Source organism: Akkermansia muciniphila (genome assembly GCF_040616545.1).
GTDB classification, from domain to species: Bacteria; Verrucomicrobiota; Verrucomicrobiia; order Verrucomicrobiales; family Akkermansiaceae; genus Akkermansia; species Akkermansia muciniphila_E.
Genome location: NZ_CP156688.1, coordinates 2,026,778 through 2,051,455 on the forward strand (window position 1 = coordinate 2,026,778; position 24,678 = coordinate 2,051,455).

Genomic DNA, 24,678 nt, shown 5'->3' on the forward strand with positions numbered 1-24,678 from the left:
CCGGTATGCCGGCGCGGCGGGGCCAACCGTTAAAACAGTGGTATTTTCCATCCGGGAAGGGATGCCGCCGCATGCAGCCTTGATGTGTGGGAGGATTTCCCTACACTGGATTCCAATTCAGCCGTTCCGTCATGAATTTCCAGTTGTATACGCTTACCGTGATGCTGGGCGCCCTTCTGGCGTTTCCTGCAACTTCCGCTCCGGCGCCCGCTCTGCCTTCCACCCTGAAGCCGGAACCCCACCAGCGGGATCCGTATGACTGGAATGCCCGTCATGAGGCCGTCAAAAAGCGGAACCGGTCCGTCAAGCCGGAGTATGTGATGATCGGGGACAGCATCACCCATCATTGGGGCGGGGAGCCCTCCGGAGACGGCAGGAAGGCGGGAGGGGCATCCTGGGATCAGCTGTTCGGCCCTCATGCGGTGACCAACATGGGCTTTGGTTTTGATTATGTGGACAATGCCTATTACCGCGTGCAGAACGGGGAACTGGATGGCATCTCCCCGCGGGTCGTCATCGTGCTGCTGGGAACCAATAATCTGGGCCACCGGAAGGATACGCCGCAGGCGTGTGCGGACAATATCAAGGCGTTCGTGCTCCTGGTGCGCCGGAAGTGCCCTTCTTCCAAAATCCTGCTGCTGGGCATTCTGCCCAGGAAAGAGAAAGACCTGGCGGACCCGGTGAGGGAGACGAACAAGCTGCTGGCGAAGCTTCACAATGGGAAAAACGTCTTCTTTGCCGATCCGGGGAAGGCGTTCCTTTCCGCGGACGGCGTTTCTCCCAAAAATGAATTCATGAAAGACGTGGTGCACCCCAATGCCAGGGGGTACGAGGCGCTGGAAAAGGAGCTGGCCGCACTGCTGAAAAAGATGGATGCGAAGTACCGCGGTGGAAAACCCGCCGGGAAGCAGGCCTGACAGTGGTCTTTTTGAATAAGGAGGGATTTGGGCTTGAAGGGATAGCCCGTTCCGTAAGAATATACCGCCTTTAGTCTGAGTATCCGTTTTATGAAAAGCCTGTTGTTTGCCTTGCTTGCCGGTTCTGTCTGCTGCTGTTATGCCCAGCAGGCCGCCGTTCCCGCTCCGGAGCCTGAAGTTGTAGCCACGCCGCCGTCCGATGCCGGACGAGGCCTCATCCGCGTGAATTCCCGTGAAATCCGCCATTACTCCGGCACCCGCAAGGAGCCGGATTACCTGGTCAGCAAGGATAACGGGAAAACCTGGGAAATGAAGGAGGCCCCTGCCGGCTACCCGCCCAACTATGGAGGCATTCCCAAGGAATCCCCGGCGATTGCGCGCAATCCCCTCACCAGGGAATTCATCCGCGTGCAGCCCATCGGAGGGTTTATCTTCCTTTCCAAGGGAGGCCTGGACGGCAAGTGGTTTGCGGTCACGAATGACGGCAAGCTGGAGGAGGACTGGAAGAATCCGGAGAAGCAGAAAAATCTGAAAAAACTGGGCGGCATCATGCGCACGCCCACTTTTGTCAACAAGGGCAAGAGGGTGATTGTGCCGTTCCACAACATGGGTGGCGGCACCAAGTTCCACATTTCCGATGACGGCGGGCTCACCTGGCGCGTGTCCAAAAATGGCGTTACCTCTCCCAGGCATGAAGCCAAGCCGCCCCACCAGGGCGTCAGATGGTTCAACAATGCCGTGGAAGCCACGGTGCTGGAAATGAAGGACGGCACCCTGTGGGCGCTGGCCCGCACCTCCCAGGACCAGGCGTGGCAGGCGTTCTCCAGGGATTACGGGGAGACGTGGAGCAAGCCGGAGCCGTCCCGCTTCTTCGGCACCCTGACCATGAACACGCTGGGACGCCTGGATGACGGAACCATCGTCTCCCTGTGGACCAACACGATGGCCCTGCCGGAAAACGCCACGGCAGGCAACGGAACGTGGGAGGATGTGTTTACCAACCGTGATTCCCACCACATCGCCCTCTCCGATGACGAGGGCAAGACCTGGTACGGATTCCGTGAAATCATTCTGGATGAACACCGCAACCATCCCGGCTACGCCACGCTGGACGGTCCGGAAGACCGCGGCAAGCACCAGAGTGAAATGGTGCAGCTGGACAAAAACCGCATTCTCATTTCCCTGGGGCAGCACAAAAACCACCGCCGCCTGGTCATTGTGGACCGCCGCTGGGTGGCCGCCAAAACGCGCGCCACGCAGACGGGCAGGGATTTGGACGCCCAGTGGACTATCCATACCTATATTCCGCAGAAAAAAGGCCATTGCAGCTACAACCGGAAGCCCTCCGCGGAACTGGTTCCGGACCCCTCCGGCGGGGAAAAGAAAGTGCTGCAAATCAGGCGCCTGAATGATCCCGAACTGGTTAATGAGAAATCCAAGGTGGATTACCAGAACGGGGGCGCTACCTGGAACTTCCCGAACGGGACCACGGGGCTGGTCAAATTCCGTTTCCGGGTGGCGGACGGGGACCAGGCGGACGATTCCGGCCTTCAGGTTTCCCTGACGGACCGCTTGTTCAATGCCTGTGACACCACCACGAAGGACTACGCCCTGTTTACCTTCCCCATCAAGCTGAAGCCCGCCCCCCATCTGCTGCTTGGCATGAAAAAAGTGCCTTTTACGCCCGGAGCGTGGCATGAGGTCTCCATTCTCTGGCAGGGCTCCCAGGCTGTGGTTTCCCTGGACGGGAAAAAGGCGGGCACGCTGAAAATGGTGAACCAGTCTCCCAACGGGGCCAGTTACATCCATTTCATCAGCACCGGGACCAAGCCGGACGCGGGCGTTCTGCTGGATACGGTGAACGCCCGGGTGAAATGAGAGGCGCCCGCGCAGGGGGGAAGCCGGGCCTAGCGGCTTCCGCTCTGCGGAAGCGGGGAGGTGCTTAACTCCGGCAGGTGTTTCAGAACCTGGTGCAGGTGGTCGTTTGACCGGTTGCCGATCTGCTGGAGGGCCGTGCGGCCGTACTTGTCCCGCAGGGCAGGGTCTGCCTGGTGGTCCAGCAGAAGCCGTGCAATGCCCAGCTTCAGCCGGTCCAGGGTATCGTCCCCCAGCAGCATGTCCCGGCAGCACAGCATCAGGGGCGTTTCCCCGGCTGCGTTTTGATGGTTGACGTCCGCCCCCTCGCTGATAAAGAGGTTGACCAGTTCCCTGATTTGAGGGAGGTGGGATACATCAATAAAAGCCAGTTGGCGGCACAGGTTCAGCAGGGCCGTGTCTCCCGCGGAATCCGGCGGGGCTGTGGTCATGGGCATGGCCGTGTTGACGTCCGCCCCGTATTCCAGCAGGGTATGGGCTATTTGCAGCGCGGTTTTCGGCCTGTTCAGGTTCAGGGAAAGGAGGGGTGGGGTCATCTCCCCGCGGAAATTGGGATCATACCCGGCCTCGCAAAGCTTGCGGACCAGAAGGGGGTATCCGGCGGCGGCGGCCCAGGTCAGCAGACTGGTTTTTTTACCCCTCAATTCCGGCTGGAGGGAAATATCCGCCCCGCATTTGAGAAGAAAAAGAGCCGCCTCCTCATACGGCGCCCCTCCGATGCCGGCCACGCAGGTCATGACCAGCGGAGGCCATCCCATCGGGCCCGGTTTGTCCACATCCGCGCCGTACTGAACCAGCAGGTTGAGGCAGGAAAGCCTGTTGTGCACCGGGAGGGGATGGGTGTCATCCATTCCGGGATGGCACGCGTCGGTCAGGGGAGTATCCCCCTGCTCGGAACCCGGTATGGATGGAATGGCATGTTGCGGCAGGATGATCTGGAGGTTCGGGTCCGCATTGCGTTGCAGGAGGCGGTTCAGCAGCTGCACCTGTCCCAGCCCGGCAGCCAGGTGCAGGAGGGTTTCATGGGAGGAAGTGCGGCAGCGTCCGTCCGCCCGCTCCACCGTATTCCGGATCATCTGGAGCCTCTCCCTGATTTCCTCCTGCATGTACTGGCGCATGGAAACCTCGGAAAACATGTGCCAGTCAATATGGCGGGAATTGGGACAAAGCCCTCGGAAGATGAAGCGCTCCGGACTGCGATGCTCCGTGAAGTCCGCTACGGCAAGAATCTGTTCTTTTTCCGCTTTTGTCCACAGGGGGTTGAATTTCCACTCCGCGGGAGTGGGGTCATTCCTGAGGAACCAGAAAATAGTGGATCCCGCGACAAGGGCGGCAAAAACGCTCAAAGCTCCAAAAAACCAGAGGGTCTTTTTTCTTAATGTCATGTGTATCATAAGCAGGTCAACTGCGAGAAGCTATGATGCAGGAATCCGTAACTTCGGGCAATGAAAAAATGGTATGCGCAAGTAAGGCCCGGAGCGGACCGGGCAGGAATTTGAATGGCGGATTGTGAATCCGGACATAATCCAATCAATTGAATTTTAATAAATCACATAGTACTGCCCCATGCAGGCCAGGGCGGTTAAGGCATGACACCATATTTCCCCTCATCCCCGTAGTTGTCTTTATCCATGGGCTTCTTTTCCCTACCGGGTGGAAAAAAATCTTCCGCCGGATTCACAATCCGGTATGACGCGTTAGGCATTGCGGGTGTGCGGCTGACTTTAAATTGTCCTCATTTGCATGTTTCCGGCCACGGAATGGAAAATGCAGGAATCACCAGTTTTCCATGGACGGAGTGGAGGAAGGGAATTTATTGCCGCGGAGGTCTTTTCCTCCACGGCTGTGCGCTGTCTGAAGCCGGTCTTGCCTTGGAAGAACCGGGGAACGATGATCCATTCAACGTTATGGATTCCGTCAAACTCATTGCGTCCGATATGGACGGCACGCTGCTCAATGGAAAGGGGGAACTGGACCCTGCGTTTTTCAGCCTGTTTGAAAAGCTTGAACGCCGCGGCATCCGCTTTGCCGCGGCCAGCGGGCGCCAGTATGACGGACTGCGCCGGACCTTTGCTCCCGTGGCTGACCGGATGCTGTTCATCGCAGAGAACGGTGCCTATGCGGCATCCGGAGGGGAGGAATGGCTGGTGCTGGACATGGCCCCGGAAACGGTGGCGCAGATAATAGGAATGGTCAGGAACATTGAGGGCACGTGCATCGTCCTCGCAGGCCGGGATTCCGCGTATATTGAAGACAAGCAGCCGGAATTCGTCCGGGAGGCCCGCAGGTACTACACCCGGTGCAGGGAGGTGGAGAACCTGCTGGACGTGCGGGGGGACAGGCTGCTGAAAATTGCCGTGTATGATTTCCGGGGAGCAAAGAAAAACAGCTATCCGCGCTTGAAGCATCTGGAACATGGCTTCCAGGTGGCCGTCTCCGGAGAAAAGTGGATGGACATCAGCCGGAAAGGGGCGGACAAGGGAAGCGCGCTGGAGCTGATCCAGCGTAAATTGGGCATTTCCCCGGAGGAAACCATGGTCTTTGGCGACCAGATGAATGATGCGGAAATGATGCGCCAGGCCCGGTTCAGTTATGCCGTGGCGAACGCCGTGCCGGAAATCCGCGCCATGGCTGCGTTTGAAGCTCCGTCCAATGAGGAAAACGGAGTCATGCAGGTGCTTGGAAAGGTATTGGACTCCCACGTTCCGCACGGCGGCTGAACCTTGGCGGGATCAAAGAACGCAGGGGCATGGGAATGATGAACCGTCATGCCGTTTCCGGTTCCGGGAAGAAAGGGGAGCCCCTGTCAGCGGGAAGCGCCGTTGCCCTTTTTAGTTTTGCTTTTCCGGGTTGATGTGGTATACCCGTGCCAGACGTCATGAATCAGGAATTCTTTTCAGTGCTTGTGCAGGTGGTGGCAGCCCTGGGGCTGGCCGGCATTATCTTGTTGCTCAGTATCTTGATGGGCAAGCGTTCTTCCGTGCGCAAACCTGCGGATGTTCCATATGAATGCGGGATGATTCCCATGGGGGAAGGCGCTCCGATGTTCTCCGTGAAATTCTACATGGTGGCCATGCTCTTCGTCATCTTTGACCTGGAAGTGGTATTCCTCTATCCCTGGGCCGTCAACTTCCGGGACTACGTGATGATGAATCCGGAATCCTTCACGGCCATGTGCATCTTTATCGGCATTCTGCTGGTGGCCTACCTGTACGCGCTGGGCAAGGGTGCCCTGAACTGGCACCACGATCCCCGCTGATCTTTCCTTATTCCATTTCATCAAACGCCGTGCTCCGTGGGGAACGCGGCGTTTTTTATGTGGAAGAAAGGAAAAGGCCTTGAAAAATTCCATGGCGGGGAAATCTCCTTAAGGCTTATTCCTTGCCTGTATATCACTTTTGCGGATGAATTCTTATTGTATGAAAGATGATTTCTCTTGCCAGGGAAAGGGAATGGGGATAGCGTTTGCGTGACCAGGAAATCCAGCATGAATCTGCCTCTTCCCAAAACGACGCAAGGCGTATACCGCCTGTCGGTCAGCACCTTTTATTTTCTACAGGGCCTGGTATTCGCCAGCTGGGCGTGCCGTATTCCGGACATCAAGAATGCGCTGGGGCTGAATGACGCCGACCTTGGCTCCGTGCTCTTTGCCGTTCCGGTGGGGCAAATGTCCGCCATGGCGCTGTCCGGCTACCTGGTGGGCCGCTACGGCAGCCGCAGGATACTGATGGCGGCTTCCGTCTTTTATCCCGCCGTGCTTGTCTATCTGGGCATGGCGGCCTCCTTCTGGGAACTGGCGGCGGGGCTGTTTTTCTTTGGGGTGGCCGCGAATTTAACCAACATATCCGTTAATACGCAGGGCGTGGGGGTGGAGCGGCTGTACCAGTGCAGCATCATGGCGCGGTTCCATGGCTTGTGGAGCCTGGCGGGATTCTTCGGCGCTCTGCTGGGAGCGCTGATGGTGGACTGGAAGGTATCCACGGAAACGCACTTCATCGCCATTTTCCTGATGTGCATGGTCATTCTGGCCGTATTTTCCCGTACTCTCCTGCCGCGGGACGCGCGGCGTTCCTCCACCCAGGGCGGCGGCATGTTCCGGAGCATGGACGCATATGTGCTGGTCATCGGCCTGATCGCCTTCGGGAGCATGGTGAGTGAGGGGACCATGTTTGACTGGAGCGGCGTATACTTTGAAAGCGTGGTGCAGCCCGGACCGGGACTGGTCCAGGTGGGGTACGTGGCCTTCATGAGCACCATGGCCCTGGGGCGCTTTACGGCGGACCGCATGGTGATGCGCTTCGGCCCCGTGCGGGTGCTCCGCGCCAGCGGCATTCTCATTGCAGCCGGGCTGCTGGTTTCCGTCCTGTTCCCCGTGCTGTGGTCCGCTACGCTGGGCTTCCTGCTGGTGGGGTTCGGTACCTCCTCCATCGTTCCCCTGTGCTACAGCCTGGCGGGAAAATCCAAAAAAATGATTCCCAGCGTGGCTCTGGCCTCCGTCTCCACCATCGGCTTTCTGGGCTTCCTGCTGGGGCCTCCGGTCATCGGCCACATTGCCCATGCTTCCTCACTGAGGTGGTCCTTCTCCCTGATTGCCCTGGTCGGGCTGGGAACGGCGTTCGTCGCCCCCTTCTTGAAAAAATTCAGGAAATGAGCGTGGGCATGCGGGGGGGCATAACACACACCCTATAAAGCCTCATGATCTATTCCAAAGTTACCGGTAGGCAATTCTTCTATTTCTATGATGTTAGCGTTGGGGACGCGGCAAAGTAAATTCTTTCAATGCTTCGTTAAGAAAGTCGTTAAACGGTTTCATCAGTTGAAATTTTTGAGCAATAAACGAAATATCATTTTCAAGAAGCTGCTGATAGCTCACATGATACTCAATATCCCAAGACTTATGCTTCATATATTCGGATAAGGGGTGTTCCTTATCGTATCCGCGCGGCACATTTTTCAGCTTATCCCCCTCAATGGAAAAGTTGGCAGCAAATTCATGCGTATTTATAATGCGTTGAAATTCTTCTGCATTTTGGAGAATATAATCACGTACTAATGTGGTGGCCTGTGGAAACTGTGTTGCAAACACGCCGCCGCCTAAAAAAGAGGCTGACGGGCTGATACAAATATAATAGCCTGCGGGAATCGGCTTTTTTCCGGCAGTAGATATGTGTGCTCTGAATGCTGTGTGATAAGGCGTTTTATTCTTGCTAAACCGGGTGTCCTTATTGAGCCGGTAGGTCAAATCTTCTGCGCGTAAACAGGCAACAGACGGGTCAAACTTTGCAATCCGATGAATTAAGTCTTGAATGAACAAAGCAAATTCATTTTTTGCTTCTAAATACTGTTCCCTATGGCTTTTCATCCATTCCAATGAATTATTTTTTTCCAAGTCTTTTAGAAAAATGAATGTTTTTTGCAGTTCCATAAATACCTCCTCTTTTTAGTAATCCTGTATCGCTTTCATCCTCGGGGATTTCAACAGCTTGCATAAAATCGTTTTCGCTGATACGGGAGAACGGTAGTTCGGTAAATCCGCGAATACATCAGCCATTTCTTCAAGGGCTTCCATATGTTCCATACAGCTTAACAGCGCATTTTCGTTGCAATGCTCTAAGTGTGCATATTCCAATTTCCGGGGATTGATACGGTTGTGCTGCATTGCATAACCAATCCGTTTCTTGCAGGAGCAAAAACCGGTATCAGTCAATCCGCAGTGATAAGAAAGAAATTCCGCCATTTTCTTTCGGGCGCGTGATAATTTTTGCCGATAGTTTTCCGGCGTAATACCAAGAATTTCTCCCGCAAGACGGCTGTCAATTTTGAACATAGCTCCTAGAATGAATATGCAGCGCGTTTGTGGGTCAAAACATTGCAGCATTACGTTCGTACAGGATAATTTTAACTCTTGCGCCATTGCTTCGTTAGTTACACCCATTATCAACTCGTCCGTATTTTCCGTATAGCTTGCTTTCAGGTCGTATGAATAGTAATCAAAATCTAACGGATGGCGGGCAAGCATTGATTTTTTATAGTCAATCAGATAATTGCTCGCAAGACGGTATACCCATGTTGAAAACTTACTCTCGAATCTGAATGTAGAGAGGTTCGTCATAATTCGTATGAGTATGTCCTGTGTTGCGTCCTCCGCGTCGGGTATTGTTCCCAGCATTCTTAATGACAAATTGAAAATGGTATCCTGCACACCTGTCAACAAGGTTTCAATGGATTGCTTGTCACCGGAAACGGCACTTTGAATATGAGCGTTTAGTTCTTCCTTGTTTTCCTGCATTTTACCCCCAAGTATTCGCCTTTGTTTTCTTCTCTCTATCTATTTAGACTGTAAAGCGGTTGTTGTGTGACATGTTTTTATGATTTTTTTGCAAATGATTGTTCGGAATCCATTATATCCTTTCAGCCTGTCAGGGGCAATGGATTTCAAGAAGGAAGCAGGTCCTGTTTTATTGTGCTATGTATTTTATTAACGCATAAAATGAATGATGAATTGCAGCCGTTATGTGCTGCAATATTTTTTGCTTAAAATCAGTTTTTCATTTGGAATTTTAAGAAATTCCCCGTATTAAGAAATGAAAAAACTGTTTAAAAAGTTGGAAAAATCGGCTTGTGCAGTGTTGTAGGTAGTGAGGGGAAATTATCTCAAAGCGGCTAGAAAATCTGCCCAAAACGCTATATTACACAAAGAGGGTGAACAAATGGAAACCCGAAAGCGCAAGGTGTAAATCATTGTGAGGGTAACAGAGGAAGAACGGGAATTGATTAAAGAAAAGATGAAGCAGATACCAACGGTAACCCTGTCCGCATACGGACCCGCAGCCGGAACAGAAAGAAACTGAGAATCGTGAAAAGACGGCACAGCCCTTGTAACGGTGCTGCGCCGCCTAATCAGAAAATACTTCCTTGTGGCTGTAACCCTGACAGTATCTGGATCTTCTTTCCTATCTTCGGAGAAGGAATGCTAATCCTGTTCAACCGGATAATGATGATGAAATCATCTTGTATCGGGGACTGAAACAGAATCAAACACAACCCATTCAAATAAATAATACGGCTGGTGGCCTGCTTCCTGATCCTGGCGTATCCTATCCCTCAGATATTAATTTAATGGCAGCCCGGCAGGGAGCAAGTGAAGAAGGGATTGGAACTACCGGACAGCTGCATGAATTCATTGAATATACCTTCAACAGTACATGGGGTATGAAGTTTTCCTGCTTGAATTTTTCCTCGCGCAGGTCTTTTAACTGCATCAGGATCAAGAAGAAGTACGTTAATGTTCCCAATTCTGAACGTGAAGGAGGCCAGGAATATGGTGTTTTCTCTGCAAGCGCTGCACCTGTAACCATTACAGAGCTTTTAGTAATTAAATTCAGATAAAAAACCGGGGCAAGGGAGGATGCTGTTTGGGCATAAGTCTTCCCCTCCCGGTAATGAGCAAGATGAAAATGGTGCGCCCGACAGGAATCGAACCTGCACGTTTTTCAACACCAGATCCTAAGTCTGGCGCGTCTACCAATTTCGCCACAGGCGCGACGAATGCTTGGGCGCACTCTGCCATACCGCGCCCTGGCGTTCAAGATTAAACAGGAGGGGGCTTTGTCTTTGACATGCCCCGGGGCAGCCCGTATGGTGGCTGCCTATGAAAATGTTAATTACCCTGTTGAGCGTCTGTCTTCTGGCCGCATTCCCCCATTCACGGGCGGATGTCAGGCTGCCCAAAAGCGCGTTTACCCCGGACCGGATGGAAGAGGCGCTGAAAACGGCGCAGGAGCAAAAGAAGCCCGTGGCCTATCTTTATACCAACACGGCCACCACCTGCCCGCTGGCCGCCGGCGTGACGGAAGGGTTTCTTGAAGCCGTGGGGAAGCGGTGCGTGCTGGTTTATCTTCCGGTGAAGGAAGGAAAGTCCGCGGTGGCCGCTCCCGTGAAGGAAGCCCTGAAGAAAGGCAAGTTTTATCCCAAGCTGGTGCTGACCGCCAGCGACGGTTCCGGGGCGCAGTGCTTTACGTATGAGGCCTACCAGGCGGATTCCAAAAAAGCGGCGCGCGAAATCAAGAGGCAGATTATTGCCCTGGCTAAAAAACAGTCCTGAACCGGAGGGCGGAATATTCCGGGCGTTCCGCAGGGCATGTTCAGCCCATGATTTGCGCCGGAAAGGGGAATATCTTCACAAACAGAAAATCCAGCATCCCTACGCACAGGGCAATGCAGATGGCCTTTTTAGGGGACAGCCGGGGGGTCACCTTCAGCCAGGTGATGATTCCCGCGTGAACCGCCAGGGAGACGCCCACGGACCACCAGAAGAACGGGATGCCCGCCATGGCGATGAGCGCCGCCAGCGGGTACGTGAACGCCAGGAAGATTTTCATGATGGCTTCCCATTCATGCCCGCGCACCATCATGAGCTGTTTGGACAGGAGGGAGACGTACAGGCAGGAGGGGACCACGACGCACAGGATGAGGGAGACGAACCCTTTTTTTGCATACCGTTCTTCCTGCGTGGGAATGTACATGCCGCATATACTGGGTCAGCAGGGTGGAATTGTCAAACATTGTCCTAGCCCGGCGGGGCGGCGGGATTATACTGGCGGCACAGCGTATGTCGTCTTTTGAATTAAATTCCTCCTTCAAGCCCTCCGGGGACCAGGAGCAGGCCATCGGCAAGCTGCTCAAGTCTCTGGAGGCGGGCAACAAGCACCAGGGCCTGCTGGGGGTGACCGGGAGCGGCAAGACGTTCACGATGGCGAATCTGATCGCCCGGATGAACAGGCCCACGCTGGTGATTTCCCACAACAAGACGCTCGCCGCGCAGCTTCATTCGGAGCTGAAAAGCTTTTTCCCAAATAACGCGGTGGATTATTACGTTTCCTATTTCGACTATTACCAGCCGGAGGCGTACATCGCCAGCTCCGACACTTATATTGAAAAGGATTCCGCCATTAATGACGAGCTGGACCGCCTGAGCCTGAACGCCATGAATTCCCTGATGACGCGCCGGGACGTGATTGTGGTGGCGTCCGTCTCCTGCATTTACGGCCTGTCTACGCCGGAGGATTACCGGAACCTGACGCTGCGCATCCGTGAGGGGGACATCATGGACCGGGACGTGTTCCTGCGGCAACTGGTGGAGCGCCTGTTTGAACGGCAGGATTTTGATTTTACCCGCGGTACGTTCCGCGTGCGCGGGGAGGTGGTGGAGGTGTTTCCGGCCTACTCGGAAGGGGAGGCGATCCGCGTGGAGTTTTTCGGGGACGAGGTGGAGCGGGTTTCCCTGATTGATTCCAATTCCGGGCGCGTCCGGGAACGGCTGGGCAGCTACACCTTTTTCCCGGCCAAGCAGTACGTGGCCGCTCCGGAAAAGCGCGCCGCGGCGCTGAAAGCCATCCGGGAGGAGCTGGAAGACCGCGTAGGCTGGTTTGAAAGGCATGGAAACCTCATTGAGGCGCAGCGCCTGAAACTGCGTACGGATTACGATTTGGAGCTGATTGAGGAACTGGGCTTCTGCAAGGGGATTGAGAACTATTCCCGCCATCTTTCCGGGCGCCTGCCGGGCAGTTCCCCGTCCACCCTGCTGGACTTCTTCCCCAAGGATTCCCTGACCCTGATTGATGAAAGCCATGTGGCCGTGCCCCAGCTGGGCGGCATGTACGAAGGGGACCGCAGCCGGAAAAACATTCTGGTGGAGCACGGCTTCCGCCTGCCCAGCGCCCTGGACAACAGGCCGCTGAAATTCCATGAGTTCATGGAAAGGCAGAACCAGATCGTGTACGCCTCCGCCACGCCGGGGCCGTTTGAGCTGGTGAACTGCCGTGCGGACAACAGGACTTACATTCCCGTGCGCCGCGCCGCCAGGTCCGGGGAAAAGGCGCCGGAGGGGTTCAAGGGAATTCTCTTCACCTCCCCCAAGGACATCCGCGTCACCCCCAGCCCGTCCACGGAACCGGTGGAGAAGTTTGACCCCACCAAGCGTTCCACCCCCCTGATTGTGGAGCAGATTATCCGCCCCACCGGCCTGCTGGAACCGAAGATCACCATCCGCCCGCTGAAAGGGCAGATTGACGAGACGATCGCCCTGTGCAACGAGCGCGTTGCCAAAAATGAACGCGTGCTGGTCACGACGCTGACCAAGAAGACGGCGGAGGACCTGACGGAGTACCTGAAGGGGGTGGGGCTGAAAGTCTCCTACATCCATGCGGATGTAGACGCCATTGAGCGCGTGGAAATCCTGCGTGCCCTGCGCGCGCGGAAGATAGACGTTCTGGTGGGCATCAACCTCCTCAGGGAAGGGCTGGATTTGCCGGAAGTCTCCCTGGTGTGCATCCTGGATGCGGACAAGGAAGGGTTCCTGCGCAATGAAACGTCCCTGGTGCAGACGGCGGGCCGGGCCGCGCGCCATTTGAACGGGGAGTGCGTCCTGTTTGCGGATGTCATGACGGATTCCATTAAACGGCTGATTGAGCTGACGGACTACCGCCGGAGCATCCAGGAGAAGTACAACCGGGAGCACGGCATTGTTCCGCAGACCGTGAGCCGGTCCGAGCAGGGGCAGTTGAAGCTGTACGCGGAGGAGGATGAAGAGTCCTTCCGCGTGGCGGAAGACGAGGCCGGGTACGGGCTGGAAGAACGCATCGCCAGGCTGGAGGCGGAAATGAAGGAAGCGGCCTCCCATCTGGAGTTTGAACGCGCCGCCCTGATCCGGGATGAAATCAGGCAAATGCGTGAAGGCGGTAAAAAAGGACAGGGCACTTCTTGAGGAATGCCTCGTTCCCCCTCCGGGAACGTGATTGTCCGGTGTTCCGGAACGGGAGGGGGGTAAACGATGTCCTTTCCCTGAGCGTTAATGCGTCCTGGCAGGGCGCATTTGTCGTCTTCCGGAATCGGAGGGCTTTTGTGCTGGGCCGGAGTGAAGGGCGCCCGCGGGAAAAAGAAGGAAAGGCCGTGAATGAATTGCCGCCCGGCGGGCGTATACCCTTCATGCGGTTGACGATGATCTCCACAAATTGCTGTAGCCTGCTTGCAGCCCTGGTGGCCGGGGCTCTCATGCCGGGTTCTTTTTCCATGGCTGCTCCTCATGCGGATACGGTCGCCACGGAATGGAGGGAGGAAATTCCCCTCCCCGTTTATCCCAATGCCGAATTGGTGGACTTGTACGGAAAAACGTGGGAGATTGCCGCAGGCCGGGTGAGGAAAGGGCCGGAAGGGCTGCCCGCCTCCCCCTATCTGGATGAAAACTGTTATGAAACGGATATCTGGATTTGGGATACCTGCTTCATGGCCCTGTTTTCCAAATATGCGCCCAAGTCCTTTCCCGGCAAGGAAAGCCTGGACAATTTCTATTACCCCATGCACCGGGGAGCGTCTACGCCGCTGCGCATCCACCTGAGGGACAATCCGCCCCTGTTCGCGTGGCTGGAATGGGAGAATTACCAGTTTTCCGGAGACACGGACCGGGTGAATGACATCCTTCTGCGGGAGCAGTTTCTCCAGAGCCACTTCCGCTGGTTCAACACGGCTCCCAAGGGGGAGAAGGTGCCCTACAGCAGCAATCCCATTCACCGGGGCGTGGTTGGCCGGGAGGGCTTCACATGGACAGGGGGAGCCAGCGGGATGGACAATACGCCGCGCGGGCGTGATTCCGGCGGCTATGACAAGATCCTGTGGGTGGACGCCATTTCCCAGCAGGCTCTGTCCGCCCTTTGCATCGGGAAACTGTATTCTTCCCTGGGGAAAAAGGAAGAAGCCCTGGCGTGGGAAAAGGAGTACCGGGCCCTGGCCGGAAAAATCAATGAACTGTACTGGGATGAGGAAGACGGTTTTTATTATGATGTGGATATTGCCTCCAAAAAGCCCTGCCGCGTGAAAACAATCGCCTCCTTCTGGCCGCTGCTGGCCGGGGTAGCTACGCCGGAGCAGGCCGCCCGCATGGTGGAGCATGTGAAAAAGGCCGGCGAATTCGGCGGAGATTTCCCCTGGCCCACGCTGGCAAGGAGCGACAGGGATTTTGACGCGGAAACCGGCAATTACTGGCGCGGGGCCGTCTGGCTGCCTACCGCCTATATGGCGACCAAGGCGCTGGAACGCTACGGCTATACGGACCTGGCGGATGAATTGGCGGAAAAGGTTCTCATGCAGCAGCTGAAAACCTATCATGAAGTTGAGCCCCATACCATCTGGGAGTGCTACAGCCCTTCCGCCAACCGTCCTTCCATTGAGCACGGTCGCCGCGTCAGGCCGGATTTCTGCGGGTGGTCCGCCCTGGGGCCCGTTTCCCTGTTTATTGAAAACGTGCTGGGCTTTCATGAAGTCAGCGCCGCGCGGCGGGAAGTCCGGTGGAGATTGCGCCCGGAGAAGGGGAGGCATGGAATCCGACGCCTGGCGTTCGGCCCCGTAACCACGGATATTGTCTTTGACGGTAAAAAGAGCATCGCCGTGCGGAGCACGATGCCCTATACCCTGTACGTCAACGGAAACGCCCATGCGGTCCCGGCAGGGGAAAGCGTCATCTCCCTTCCTTCTTCCCCGGAGCTGGGCAGGCAGGGAACAGGCGGATTTTATCCGGAAAAATGATTCAGTCCCATTTTCCGCTTGCCAAGAGCGGATTGGCGCCTATACTCCTTCCACCATGACCCGCAAAGGTGGTATCAACAAAACCCGCAAGGCAGTCGCCAAGCGTTTCAAGGTTACCGGCACGGGCAAGGTACTGCGCCGTAAACAGGGTAAGCGCCACATCCTCCAGAAGAAATCCAGCAAGCGCAAGCGTCAGCTTGGCAAGGTGGCTCTGGTGGACGAAACGCAAGTCTGGGCAGTCAAGCAGAACCTGCCTTTCGCCTAAACCGCGGAAACGCTCGACCAACGCCGAGCTTTCCCCCCGCTGAACGGGGGGCCTTCATGCAGCCTTCTTCCAATGAGAAGATAAGAACAGGCGAGACTGCAGGGAGGTGAGGAAGAACAGTCTGTTCAAGATAGAAATAGAAATAAGCTATGCCACGTGCCACTAATGGACCGGCCTCTCGCAAGCGCCGTAAGCGCATCCTCTTGCGTGCCAAGGGTTTCCGCGGTTTCCGCAGCAAACTCTTCCGCTACGCCAAGGACGCCGTTTACAAGGCTTGGCAGTATGAATACCGTGACCGCAAGCGCCGGAAGGGACAATTCCGCCGTCTCTGGATCGCCCGTATCTCCGCTGCCGTCCGCGACCGCGGTCTGACCTATTCCCGCTTTATGGAAGGCCTGAAAGCCGCCAACGTCGATCTGGACCGCAAGGTTCTTGCCGACTTGGCCGTCTCTGACGAAAAGGCTTTTGACGCCATCTTCGCGCAAGCAAAGAAGGCCATTGAAGCCAAGGATGGTGCCGCTCTCCGCGCCTAAGACGCAGCAGAGTCCATCTGTTCAGTAAACATTAACAAACAGCCCCGGAAGATTATCTTCCGGGGCTGTTTTGCGTTTTCATGTCCGGGTGCGGGAAAAAGCTGTGGAACTCCGGCGGGGATGCTTCGTTTATTCGGGTTCGGGAGACGTGTCTTTTCCTTTGCCGCGCTGGCCAGTTCCTCCTTCTTCCGTATCAGTCCATCCCTGTTCCGGAAGCGGTTCTTGTTCCTGTTGGCGTCAACCGGCACCAGGGAAGGGATGGAAGCGGGATAGTTTTTGCGGATCAGGGGGCTTTCCTTGGAGAGGCTGTCCAGACAGCCGGACAGGGAGACAGGCTACGGCATTTTGTTAGGAACGGCCCATTTCAGGCCCCCTTCCCGCGCATGGCCATCTTGCACAGGACTACTTCCAAATTCTTGCGGGATGCGTTTTATCCCGGCATACCTCCATGTTGTGCGGAAGGGAGGCCCTGCACGGCCTGTACCGGCTGGCGGAATAGTGCAGGATAAAATAACCTGGCGTTCCATTGGCCGTCCATTTTAAGGAACCTGCCGTCTTTTTCCCGGCAGGCCAGCCCTTTCAGCATTTGCCCGGAACGCCCGGCATGGAAAATTTGGAGACAGTCCTCTCCGGCTGTTCTGGCGTTTCTGCCGTCTGTTCAGAATCAAACCCGTCCTTTGTCATTAGGACATCCTTGAAGCTTGTTCGCCGGGAAGTGCCATGATACGCTTAACAACAAAGCACTACCATGGATAACGTTCTTTCCGTTCTTACCACCATCGGCATTATTTTTGGCGTGGTGATGTTGTTTAACTTCATGATTTTCATTCATGAACTGGGGCATTTTTTCGCCGCCCGCTGGCGCGGCCTGTATGTGGACAGGTTCCAAATCTGGTTTGGGCGTCCCATCTGGAAAAAAACCATTAACGGCGTTCAGTGGGGACTGGGCTGGATCCCCGCCGGGGGCTTTGTCTCCCTGCCGCAGATGGCTCCTATGGAGGCCATTGAAGGGAGCGTGGAACTCCCCAAGGATTTGAAGCCCGTCACTCCTCTGGACAAGATCATTGTGGCCGCCGCCGGCCCCATCGCCTCTTTTCTGCTGGCCGTGTTTTTTGCCGTGGCCGTCTGGATGGTGGGCAAGCCGGATGTGGAAATGGGGGTGACGACGGTAGGCTTCGTTGCTCCGGACAGTCCTGCGGCGCAGTCCGGCATTCTGCCCGGTGACAAGATTGTGAAGGTGGACGGCCGCCCGGTGGACAAATGGGCGGGCAATATGGAAGGCGTGCGTGAACTGATCATGCTTGGCGAGCATGACCAGGTGGTCTTTACGGTGCAGAGGCCGGGCCATGAGGGGGAAATGGATATTTCCTGCGGCTTCCGGATTCCGGAAACCTCCTGGTGGCAGCGCTCCGGCATGCGCCAGGTGGGGCTGATGCAGGCCATGCCCTGCGTCGTGGGGGAAGTGCTTCCCAACTCTCCCGCGGCCCAGGCCGGGCTGAAGCCGGGCGATGTGGTGACGGCGGCCAACGGGGTGCGCATCTGGAGCCCCGCGGCGCTGGATGTCCTGCTGAAGAAGAATGAACCGCTCCTGCTGGATGTGACGGCCAGAGACGGCGCTGCAAGGCAGGTGAGCATCCAGGGAAGGCTTCCGGAAAACTGGCACAACGGCTCGGACGGTTCCGTGCTCAAGGGCGCACAGCCCATTCTGGGCGTGACCTGGGACCTGAGCTCCGTGGGGCGTGACGTAACCGTGCATCCCACTCCGTGGGCTCAGATCAAGCAGAGCTTGAAATGGATGGGGGATACCCTGGCGAAGGTGGTCGCCCCCGGCAGCAGCGTGGGCGTGGAGCACCTCTCCGGCCCCGTGGGAATTGCCAACCAGTTTTACAAGATGTTCTCCCTGGAGGAAGGCTGGAAGCTGGCCCTGTGGTTTGCCGTGGTGCTGAACGTGAACCTGGCTATCCTGAACATTCTGCCCCTTCCGGTGGTGGATGGCGGCCACGTGGTGATGAACACCATTGAGCTGGTCTTCAGGCGTCCCCTGAATGTGAAGGTGCTGGAATTCGTCCAGTTCGGCTTCGTCTTTGTGCTGATGGGCTTCTTCCTGTTTGTGACATTCAAGGACGTTGGGGACTTCTTCGGCAAAAAGCCGGATAAGCTGCCCGCCCCGGTGTTCAAGGCCGTGACGGATTAAACGCCCCATCTCCGGCTTGATTCCATGAAGCAGTCACTGGCGGTGCGTTTCCTGTTCCGGGCGGTGGTGCTGGCGCTCCTTGCGTACGCCATGCTGCTTACCTGGTGGACCCCCTTGACCGGGGACAGCTTCATGCATTCCGTCTTCGGGGCGGACCACCGCCTGGCCTTCCAGCCCGTGCTGGAACGGTGCTGGTGGTCGTACATGAACTGGAATCCCCGCCTGGGGGAATTCCTGGCTATCTTTACGGCCACGGCGGGAAAGTGGCTTTTTCTGGCCGTCAATCCCTTCGTGATTCTTTCCCTGGCGCTGATGATGTTTTATCTGGCGCGGGGAAGGAGGGTGAATCCCGGGGACTGGAGGGATGCGCTGCTGTTCTCCGTGGGGGCCCTTCTTCTGCTCACTTCTTCCTCCAGGCCCGGCATCACGATGTTCTGGCTGTCCGGAGGAACTAATTATGCCTGGTCCGCCGCCGTCTGGCTGGGGTTCCTGTGCCTGTACCGCGGCTTGCTGGCCGGAACGTCCCGGATTCCGGACAGGCCCCTGTCGTGGCTCTGGATAAGCCTCGTGGCTTTTGCCGCCGGAATGACTAATGAGAACCAGGTTCCCGCTTCCCTGGGCATGCTGTTCCTGTACTGGGTGTATGCGCGCTGGAGGGGGATGATTCTTCCCCGCTGGTTCCTGTTTGGCTGGGGTTTTCATGCCTTGGGCGGCGCCTGTCTTTTGCTGGCCCCCGGCAACGCGGCGCGTCTTCATTCGGAAACGGCGGGCGGCGCTGCTGTTCTTCATTCCTGGGCGGAACGTTTCAGCGCCGTCCCGGAGCTGATGAACGCCTTTTACGAATTCATGCTGCTGCCTAGATTTCTGCTGGTTGTGGCGGTGGCCGCCCTGGCTCTGCTGACGTGGAGGAGAGGGTGGAGCTGGTGGAAGGGAGCTTCCGGACGGCGCATGTGCGTTTCCCTGCTGTTGATGCTGGTGGCGCATGCCATGGCGGTCAGCTTTTTTGTGCGCGTCATTCCCGCCTGGCATGCCATGTTCTCCGCCACCGTACTGATGATGACGGGCATTCTGGGGCTGTACGGAGTGTGGCTGGATACCGTGCGGCGGCGCTGGATTCCGGCCTGCCTCCTGGCCGCTGCGGGGAGTCTGGCCTTGTGGGTATGCTCCGGGTATCTGGACGCCTTCCCGCGCATCCACCGCCAGTGCGGGGAACGGATAATCTTCATCCGCCATGAACTGGAAAAGGGCGAGAAGAACATTGTGGTTCCCCCTTATGAGCCCGTGCCGCTGGCTCCTTATGTCTCCGTCATGTGGCGCATGGGCAGGGGTGACCCTGATGAATTCATCAACCGTTCCGTTGCCCGCTATCTGGGGATTGAAAGTATCCGGGTAGCTGTTTCGGAGCATTGATTATTCTTTCCCGGGAAGTCCGTTTTCCTGGAAGCTCCAGGCGAATATAATATCTGTTAATGCGGCGTTGTTTTTCTTACCCATCCATCTCCATGAAATTCCGGTTTTTAACCTTCTTTCTGAGATATATAACCCCAGATTGAAAACTCGCGTTCAGAGAAGCTGCAAAGGTGCTTATCAACTTGAAATGGAACAATATATCCCTATCCCGAAAGATTGAGACAGGGCCGGCAAAGCATCCACAGGGAGAGTTTTCCCTTTCCGGGGGAAGGCGGTCATCCTGTTTTTACTGAGGGGGGGAGGAACCCGGCTTTTGGAGTTCCTCAACATTCAATTTATCTGACGGGGACGTTTGCTTAACGATTGATTTTGTTAGCGGATTTCCTTGTATGCTTTTGAGTCCAGGGACAATGTACCAGGCACTTCAAACAGGTGCTGCATCCATATACATCAACTATTTCATCTCTTGAAATGGCCGGGCTCCACGTTTTCCCTTTCAAAACCTGTTTCTCGCAAATTTTCCTGCAAATATTGCAATTGCCGCACTTAGGTAAAAAAGGTTCGTGCAGTACGGTTTCCAACGGCGCATCGGTTAAAACCGTGCCAAGACATTGCGCCGCTCCGTATTCAGGAGTAATCAACAAGTTGTTTCTCCCAATCCACCCTAATCCGCCAAGCAAGGCAACTTTTTTATGAGGCAAAACAGATTCTTTTACCTCAAAATTGAATACTTCTTCAGCCGCCAATCCTGCATCGGATTGGGATTTGGCTTGATAACCTCTTCCGGCAATGAACCTGGTTAATTCATCCGCAACTTCTCCCGCCTTATGTTCAGTTTGCGTATATTCATCATCATCAAAATTATAATGATCCTCTATCCGCGCCTGTACGTAATCGGGAGTATCAACTACCTTCGTGACATAATCCGCGGTCAGCGGAAATGCAAAAACAATGGCGTTAGGGAGTTTTCTGTTTTGCTTTTCGTCTAAATGCGCTATGCTGACAAAGCGTACGAGTTTTGCTCCCCGGCTTGTTAATTCATGTTCTATCTCTTGATTCAAGTATTTCATGTTCATTTTTTGTAACAGAGACGCAAATATCTGTTATCAACTCGGAAGACGGAGCTTCCTCCGGGTGTTGATATAAATCCCGAATGTAAATTGCTCTTCAATGTAATTGCCTGTCCGCGGCCAATCAAGATAAATATGGCGGATACACGCTATTTGGTTCATGGAATAATCCTTTAAACGCAAGGCGGCATATTCGCCCCAAGGGATTCTCATAAATGCCGGAGCCTTCAGGCTGCAAGGCGGTATGAGCGGCAACGCAGGGTGCAGGGAACAACGGTATGGAGCGGATTTTCATTTTTCGTTGTGGTAACGTAGTGGCGGCGGAAGCTTGGCTTCTTATCGGAGGGCTGCCATTCCACGGCTCAAACGCCCCATGAAGAAAACGGGCGGCGGAACGTTTCGGGCGGCGCATGCCTTTCTCCCCCGGAGACAACTTCCGGCACGGCTTGTTGACCCTGGCGTTAACTGCTCCGGTTCTTTTATCGTGACGTCCGGCACCCCTTTCAGCGGAGAATGCATCTGTCCCTGTTGGGCGGTTTTTCAGGCAAGGATGTCTTCGGGGTGCCTGTTTTCCATTCCGGTTCGCCAGGCTGCGCGAGGTTTTTTCCCGTACGGATTAACACAGGAACGCAGGCGGAGCGGCAGGGGAAGTGTGCGGAGGGGGCCGGAGTCCTTAAACGCGGATGGTTTCCTTCAAGTGAGTGGAAACGATGATGCACGTGATATGTTCCGGTGGTATTCCGGTAATTCTGGATACGATGCGGGCATAGGCGTTCAACTGGCCGGAGTGGCGTTCCTTCAGTTGTTCAGGGGATTCCGCGTGGTCCGTTTTGAAGTCCACGATGCAGGCGCTTCCTTCATGAAGGATCAGCCTGTCAATCACGCCGGAAATCCAGCTGTTCCCGTCAATGGCCTCAATGCGCTGTTCCTTCATGATGCACGCCGTTTCAGGGGGGGTGAAGAGCTCCCGGATGGAGGGCGCCTCCAGGCAGGCGGCTACGGTGCGTTCCGCTTCCGTGGCGGGATGAAGGGCCCATTCCGGCTTATTCTCCTCATTCCAGCGGGTGATCCGCTCAAAGACGGCGTGAACGGCTGAACCGAACGCGGCGGATTCCACATCCGCGGCATGCTTCCCTTCATGGGCCGCATTTTCTGACGCAGCCGGACCGGAGGGGGATATCCGTTCCCTGATAACCGGCTGTTGCATGGGCCATTCGGGCATCTCTTCTTCCGTCCGCTCCCGTACCGTTTCCGTGAACTCCCCGTACCATTCGGGATGGCCGCAGGAATACAGGCATTCCGCTCCGGATTCCGGAAGGGTTTCCTCCGTGCCTTTTTCACAGGCCCGTGCCGCAGAACGGACAACCTTCCACATGGAGTCCGCAACCGTTTCCCCCTTGTCTTCCTTGTACGGGAGAATGACATAAGTAGCCCGTTTGGCGCGGGTGAGCGCCACGTACAGCTTGCAGAATCCGTCAAACTGCTGCCGGGCGCGCCATTCCCGGTAAAGCGTCTCAAGCTGCGGAACGTTCGTGTAAACGTGCCTGGCAGGAGCCAGCACAATGCCCTCTATTTCTCCTTCCCGGTTCTTTTTGACAAAGTGGGTCAGGTGCCTTCCATCCGCAAAAGGGGCGTCCCTGCCGATCTGCGGCAGAATGACGATGTCAAATCCCAGGCCCTTGGATTTGTGAATGGTCATGATGCGGACGATGCCGCCGGCGGGGTCTTCCCGGCGGGTCAGGTCTTCCATGTGCCTGATCCATTCATCCAGGGAAATGCCCTTTTCATCCACCTGTTCCGCCTCATTCTTCCAGACGGCCAGGCGGTCCCGGTGGAATTCCGTCAGGACCGCCCCTCCCAGGGCCAGCCTGCGTTCCACCTCTTCCATGACGGTGGCGTAGCCGTCCCGTTCCAGCAGAAGGCGCCAGCCCTGCCAGCCCATGCCTTCCCGCCGTTCCAGCGTGACCAGGGGCTGGAGGGGGGAATGGGTGAGCAGCCCCGCGGTAAAAGGGTCTCCAGGCATGAGCAGCCAACGGAAAAAGTACAGCAGGTTTTTCCCCAGGGGGGAGTCCACGCCCACGGGAACGTCGTCGCATACCTCCGCGGGAATGCCGTGGTCCGCCAGCCAGGTTTTAATGGCCAGAGCCTGGTTTTTCGTGCTGACCAGAATGGCGGTCTCCAGGCCGCGGCGCAGGGCTCCCGTGCGTTCCAGAATGTCTGCCGCCGCCTGGCACACCAGGTCGTTGGCCGTGGAAGCCTCCGCCTTGGGCGTCTGCCAGATTTGGGCGGCTCCCGGCTTCCCCTCCAGGTGCGGCGCGCTCTGGTGCTCCGGATATTCCCCCCATTGCTCCAGGGCGGCGGGTTCGCAGTCCGGGGCTGTCCGGGCGTAGTCGCAAACATCGTTTACCAGGTCCAGTACGGGCTGCACGGAGCGGTAGGAGGTGGACATGCCGCGTTCTTCCAGGTCAAGCTGGATGGAGACGGAGCGGAAAAGCTCCGGGTCCCCGCCGCGCCACTGGTACACGCTCTGCTTGATGTCCCCCACCACAAAGATGCTGCCTTCATTCCCGGCCTTGGATTCCGTCAGGTCTTCCAGAAAGGGCTTGATGACGCGCCACTGGGACTGGGACGTGTCCTGGAATTCATCCAGCATCCAATGGTCATACCGGCAGTACATGCGGTATTGCAGGTCTCTTTTCAGCTCCGGCGTCATGACTCCGTCCCCCAGCATGCGCGTGACGTCGTGGAACAGGAATCTCCCCTTGCTGCGGACCAGGGAGGAATATTTGCCTTCAAAGAGGCTTATCAGCCCGTGCGTGGCGCGGGTGCGGTGCAGCGCCTGCAGCACCTCCATGCGCAGCCAGCTCTGGATGAGCTCTTCCAATGGGGGGGACCAGAAATCCCGGAATTTCTCACGCGCCTCTTCCATGGTGATGTTCCAGGCGGAACCTCCCTCCGTGCGGAAGCGCACGCGGCCCAGCCTGGCGTACCGGGAGAAGCCGTTCAGGAAGCGCAGGAACATCTCCTTGCTTTTGGCTCCGTTTTTTCCTTCCGGCGCGGGGGCTTCCTGCGCCCTGAAGGCCAGGGCATGCAGGAGGGCGTCAAACTGTTCCAGGGGAACGGGGGGGGCCAGTTCTTCCGGCGTAAAGCCCAGCGCGGCGGGGTTTCCCCAGGTTCCGGCGTCCGGTTCATCCAGAAAAAGTTCGTGGTAGGTATGGAGACGCCGCATCATGGAATCCTCCGCATCCGCGGCTTCCGCATCGGAATCCGCTCCGGAGAGGAAGGCGTCTTCAAAGTTCTGCCTCCGTTCCCGGTCCCCGGAACATTCCCGGTACAGGGAGAGCAGGGCTTCGCGGCGCGCCAGTTTTTCCGCCGTGGGGTCAATCATGCTGAATCCGCTGACGCCCAGTTCAAAGGTGCTGGCGGAGGCGATCTGGGCGAACAGGCTGTCAATGGTGCAGAGGTTGAGGCGCGCCAGATTCTGCACCAGGATGCGGAGCAGGTGGCGGAAACGCTCGCGGTGAAGGTTCTCTGCCCGCCATGAATCCGGCGCTCCGGGCCAGATGCCGGGTTCCCCGGGCGTTCCCTTGATGACCGTCCATAGCTGTTCTTTCAGCCGTGCCGCTCCCGCCTCATCCGTGGCGCCCGCCGCCAGGTCCGTCAGGATGCGGTCCTTGAATTCTCCCGCCGCCTTCCGGGTGAAGGTGATGGCGATGAGCCGTTCCGGATGGTTCCCGTGGTTCAGGGCCAGCAGCCCCAGAAAGCGCAGGGAAAGCTGGTAGGTTTTTCCCGTTCCGGCGGATGCGGAGATCAGCATGTTGGTCAGGGAGGACAT

Annotated in this window: 19 protein-coding genes and 1 tRNA gene; 13 read left to right on the top strand and 7 right to left on the bottom strand. The window is 56.5% G+C overall.

Annotated features, from left to right (window positions below; translation table 11 throughout):
* Positions 1–131 precede the first annotated feature (131 nt).
* Together ABGM91_RS08365 and ABGM91_RS08370 are read left to right on the top strand one after the other, a co-directional pair.
* Positions 132–917, top strand: coding sequence for a GDSL-type esterase/lipase family protein (locus tag ABGM91_RS08365; RefSeq protein ID WP_354831358.1), 786 nt, complete (start codon positions 132–134; stop codon positions 915–917).
* Positions 918–1,007: 90 nt separating this feature from the next.
* Positions 1,008–2,795, top strand: coding sequence for a sialidase family protein (locus ABGM91_RS08370; protein WP_354831361.1), 1,788 nt, complete (start codon positions 1,008–1,010; stop codon positions 2,793–2,795).
* Between the two features lie 29 nt (positions 2,796–2,824).
* Here ABGM91_RS08370 and ABGM91_RS08375 read toward each other — a convergent pair whose 3' ends face one another.
* Positions 2,825–4,177: an ankyrin repeat domain-containing protein gene (locus tag ABGM91_RS08375; protein ID WP_354831364.1), complete on the bottom strand. Its 1,353-nt coding sequence runs from the start codon at positions 4,175–4,177 to the stop codon at positions 2,825–2,827.
* Positions 4,178–4,699: 522 nt separating this feature from the next.
* Here ABGM91_RS08375 and ABGM91_RS08380 point away from each other — a divergent pair.
* The 3 genes from ABGM91_RS08380 (at position 4,700) to ABGM91_RS08390 (ending at position 7,443) form a co-directional block, all read left to right on the top strand.
* On the top strand, positions 4,700–5,512 hold the full coding sequence (locus ABGM91_RS08380; protein ID WP_354831367.1) for a Cof-type HAD-IIB family hydrolase: 813 nt from the start codon (positions 4,700–4,702) through the stop codon (positions 5,510–5,512).
* A gap of 158 nt (positions 5,513–5,670) precedes the next feature.
* Positions 5,671–6,051 carry an NADH-quinone oxidoreductase subunit A gene (locus ABGM91_RS08385; RefSeq protein WP_215429339.1) on the top strand — a complete coding sequence of 127 codons (381 nt, stop codon included), beginning with the start codon at positions 5,671–5,673 and terminating at the stop codon, positions 6,049–6,051.
* A 228-nt stretch (positions 6,052–6,279) separates the two neighbouring features.
* The gene (locus ABGM91_RS08390) at positions 6,280–7,443 is read left to right on the top strand and encodes an MFS transporter (protein WP_290566294.1); all 1,164 of its coding nucleotides are present in this window, start codon (positions 6,280–6,282) and stop codon (positions 7,441–7,443) included.
* Between the two features lie 93 nt (positions 7,444–7,536).
* Here ABGM91_RS08390 and ABGM91_RS08395 read toward each other — a convergent pair whose 3' ends face one another.
* Both ABGM91_RS08395 and ABGM91_RS08400 read right to left on the bottom strand, forming a co-directional pair.
* On the bottom strand, positions 7,537–8,217 hold the full coding sequence (locus tag ABGM91_RS08395) for a DUF2461 domain-containing protein (protein ID WP_354831371.1): 681 nt from the start codon (positions 8,215–8,217) through the stop codon (positions 7,537–7,539).
* A gap of 15 nt (positions 8,218–8,232) precedes the next feature.
* The gene (locus tag ABGM91_RS08400) at positions 8,233–9,081 is read right to left on the bottom strand and encodes an RNA polymerase sigma factor (protein ID WP_354831374.1); all 849 of its coding nucleotides are present in this window, start codon (positions 9,079–9,081) and stop codon (positions 8,233–8,235) included.
* Between the two features lie 722 nt (positions 9,082–9,803).
* Here ABGM91_RS08400 and ABGM91_RS08405 point away from each other — a divergent pair.
* Entirely contained in the window at positions 9,804–10,181 is a 378-nt protein-coding gene (locus tag ABGM91_RS08405; protein WP_354831376.1) for a hypothetical protein, read from the top strand.
* Positions 10,182–10,250: 69 nt separating this feature from the next.
* Here the strand turns inward: ABGM91_RS08405 and ABGM91_RS08410 are convergent.
* Positions 10,251–10,335 (bottom strand) — tRNA-Leu (locus ABGM91_RS08410).
* 108 nt (positions 10,336–10,443) lie between these two features.
* On the opposite strand from ABGM91_RS08410, the gene ABGM91_RS08415 reads away from it, so the two are divergent.
* Positions 10,444–10,896 (top strand): hypothetical protein, encoded by a 453-nt coding sequence (locus ABGM91_RS08415; RefSeq protein WP_290566298.1) that lies wholly within the window; start codon positions 10,444–10,446, stop codon positions 10,894–10,896.
* A 40-nt stretch (positions 10,897–10,936) separates the two neighbouring features.
* Here ABGM91_RS08415 and ABGM91_RS08420 read toward each other — a convergent pair whose 3' ends face one another.
* Positions 10,937–11,317, bottom strand: a complete 381-nt coding sequence (locus ABGM91_RS08420; RefSeq protein ID WP_290566299.1) for a hypothetical protein — start codon at positions 11,315–11,317, stop codon at positions 10,937–10,939.
* 86 nt (positions 11,318–11,403) lie between these two features.
* Between ABGM91_RS08420 and ABGM91_RS08425 the strand changes: the two genes are divergently transcribed.
* The 6 genes from ABGM91_RS08425 (at position 11,404) to ABGM91_RS08450 (ending at position 19,773) form a co-directional block, all read left to right on the top strand.
* The gene (locus ABGM91_RS08425) at positions 11,404–13,557 is read left to right on the top strand and encodes an excinuclease ABC subunit UvrB (RefSeq protein ID WP_215429329.1); all 2,154 of its coding nucleotides are present in this window, start codon (positions 11,404–11,406) and stop codon (positions 13,555–13,557) included.
* A gap of 233 nt (positions 13,558–13,790) precedes the next feature.
* On the top strand, positions 13,791–15,371 hold the full coding sequence (locus tag ABGM91_RS08430; protein ID WP_354831381.1) for a trehalase family glycosidase: 1,581 nt from the start codon (positions 13,791–13,793) through the stop codon (positions 15,369–15,371).
* 55 nt (positions 15,372–15,426) lie between these two features.
* A complete protein-coding gene (gene rpmI, locus ABGM91_RS08435; RefSeq protein ID WP_012420592.1) occupies positions 15,427–15,636 on the top strand; it encodes a 50S ribosomal protein L35 in 210 nt (69 codons plus the stop codon).
* A gap of 149 nt (positions 15,637–15,785) precedes the next feature.
* Entirely contained in the window at positions 15,786–16,169 is a 384-nt protein-coding gene (gene rplT, locus ABGM91_RS08440) for a 50S ribosomal protein L20 (RefSeq protein ID WP_022396602.1), read from the top strand.
* A gap of 748 nt (positions 16,170–16,917) precedes the next feature.
* Entirely contained in the window at positions 16,918–18,363 is a 1,446-nt protein-coding gene (gene rseP, locus ABGM91_RS08445) for an RIP metalloprotease RseP (protein ID WP_215429324.1), read from the top strand.
* A 24-nt stretch (positions 18,364–18,387) separates the two neighbouring features.
* Complete coding sequence (locus ABGM91_RS08450) at positions 18,388–19,773, top strand: DUF6056 family protein (protein WP_354831389.1); 1,386 nt, start codon at positions 18,388–18,390, stop codon at positions 19,771–19,773.
* A gap of 356 nt (positions 19,774–20,129) precedes the next feature.
* Here the strand turns inward: ABGM91_RS08450 and ABGM91_RS08455 are convergent, their stop codons facing one another.
* Both ABGM91_RS08455 and ABGM91_RS08460 read right to left on the bottom strand, forming a co-directional pair.
* The gene (locus ABGM91_RS08455) at positions 20,130–20,843 is read right to left on the bottom strand and encodes an epoxyqueuosine reductase (RefSeq protein ID WP_354831392.1); all 714 of its coding nucleotides are present in this window, start codon (positions 20,841–20,843) and stop codon (positions 20,130–20,132) included.
* A gap of 673 nt (positions 20,844–21,516) precedes the next feature.
* Positions 21,517–24,678, bottom strand: coding sequence for a UvrD-helicase domain-containing protein (locus tag ABGM91_RS08460; RefSeq protein WP_354831395.1), 3,162 nt, complete (start codon positions 24,676–24,678; stop codon positions 21,517–21,519).

Excerpts from the sequence above, each read along its gene's own strand:
- ABGM91_RS08365 (WP_354831358.1), top strand. The coding sequence starts at position 132 with ATGAATTTCCAGTTGTATACGCTTACCGTGATGCTGGGCGCCCTTCTG.
- ABGM91_RS08370 (WP_354831361.1), top strand. The coding sequence starts at position 1,008 with ATGAAAAGCCTGTTGTTTGCCTTGCTTGCCGGTTCTGTCTGCTGCTGT.
- ABGM91_RS08375 (WP_354831364.1), bottom strand. The coding sequence starts at position 4,177 with ATGACATTAAGAAAAAAGACCCTCTGGTTTTTTGGAGCTTTGAGCGTT.
- ABGM91_RS08380 (WP_354831367.1), top strand. The coding sequence starts at position 4,700 with ATGGATTCCGTCAAACTCATTGCGTCCGATATGGACGGCACGCTGCTC.
- ABGM91_RS08385 (WP_215429339.1), top strand. The coding sequence starts at position 5,671 with ATGAATCAGGAATTCTTTTCAGTGCTTGTGCAGGTGGTGGCAGCCCTG.
- ABGM91_RS08390 (WP_290566294.1), top strand. The coding sequence starts at position 6,280 with ATGAATCTGCCTCTTCCCAAAACGACGCAAGGCGTATACCGCCTGTCG.
- ABGM91_RS08395 (WP_354831371.1), bottom strand. The coding sequence starts at position 8,217 with ATGGAACTGCAAAAAACATTCATTTTTCTAAAAGACTTGGAAAAAAAT.
- ABGM91_RS08400 (WP_354831374.1), bottom strand. The coding sequence starts at position 9,081 with ATGCAGGAAAACAAGGAAGAACTAAACGCTCATATTCAAAGTGCCGTT.
- ABGM91_RS08415 (WP_290566298.1), top strand. The coding sequence starts at position 10,444 with ATGAAAATGTTAATTACCCTGTTGAGCGTCTGTCTTCTGGCCGCATTC.
- ABGM91_RS08420 (WP_290566299.1), bottom strand. The coding sequence starts at position 11,317 with ATGTACATTCCCACGCAGGAAGAACGGTATGCAAAAAAAGGGTTCGTC.
- ABGM91_RS08425 (WP_215429329.1), top strand. The coding sequence starts at position 11,404 with ATGTCGTCTTTTGAATTAAATTCCTCCTTCAAGCCCTCCGGGGACCAG.
- ABGM91_RS08430 (WP_354831381.1), top strand. The coding sequence starts at position 13,791 with ATGATCTCCACAAATTGCTGTAGCCTGCTTGCAGCCCTGGTGGCCGGG.
- rpmI (WP_012420592.1), top strand. The coding sequence starts at position 15,427 with ATGACCCGCAAAGGTGGTATCAACAAAACCCGCAAGGCAGTCGCCAAG.
- rplT (WP_022396602.1), top strand. The coding sequence starts at position 15,786 with ATGCCACGTGCCACTAATGGACCGGCCTCTCGCAAGCGCCGTAAGCGC.
- rseP (WP_215429324.1), top strand. The coding sequence starts at position 16,918 with ATGGATAACGTTCTTTCCGTTCTTACCACCATCGGCATTATTTTTGGC.
- ABGM91_RS08450 (WP_354831389.1), top strand. The coding sequence starts at position 18,388 with ATGAAGCAGTCACTGGCGGTGCGTTTCCTGTTCCGGGCGGTGGTGCTG.
- ABGM91_RS08455 (WP_354831392.1), bottom strand. The coding sequence starts at position 20,843 with ATGAAATACTTGAATCAAGAGATAGAACATGAATTAACAAGCCGGGGA.
- ABGM91_RS08460 (WP_354831395.1), bottom strand. The coding sequence starts at position 24,678 with ATGTCCTCCCTGACCAACATGCTGATCTCCGCATCCGCCGGAACGGGA.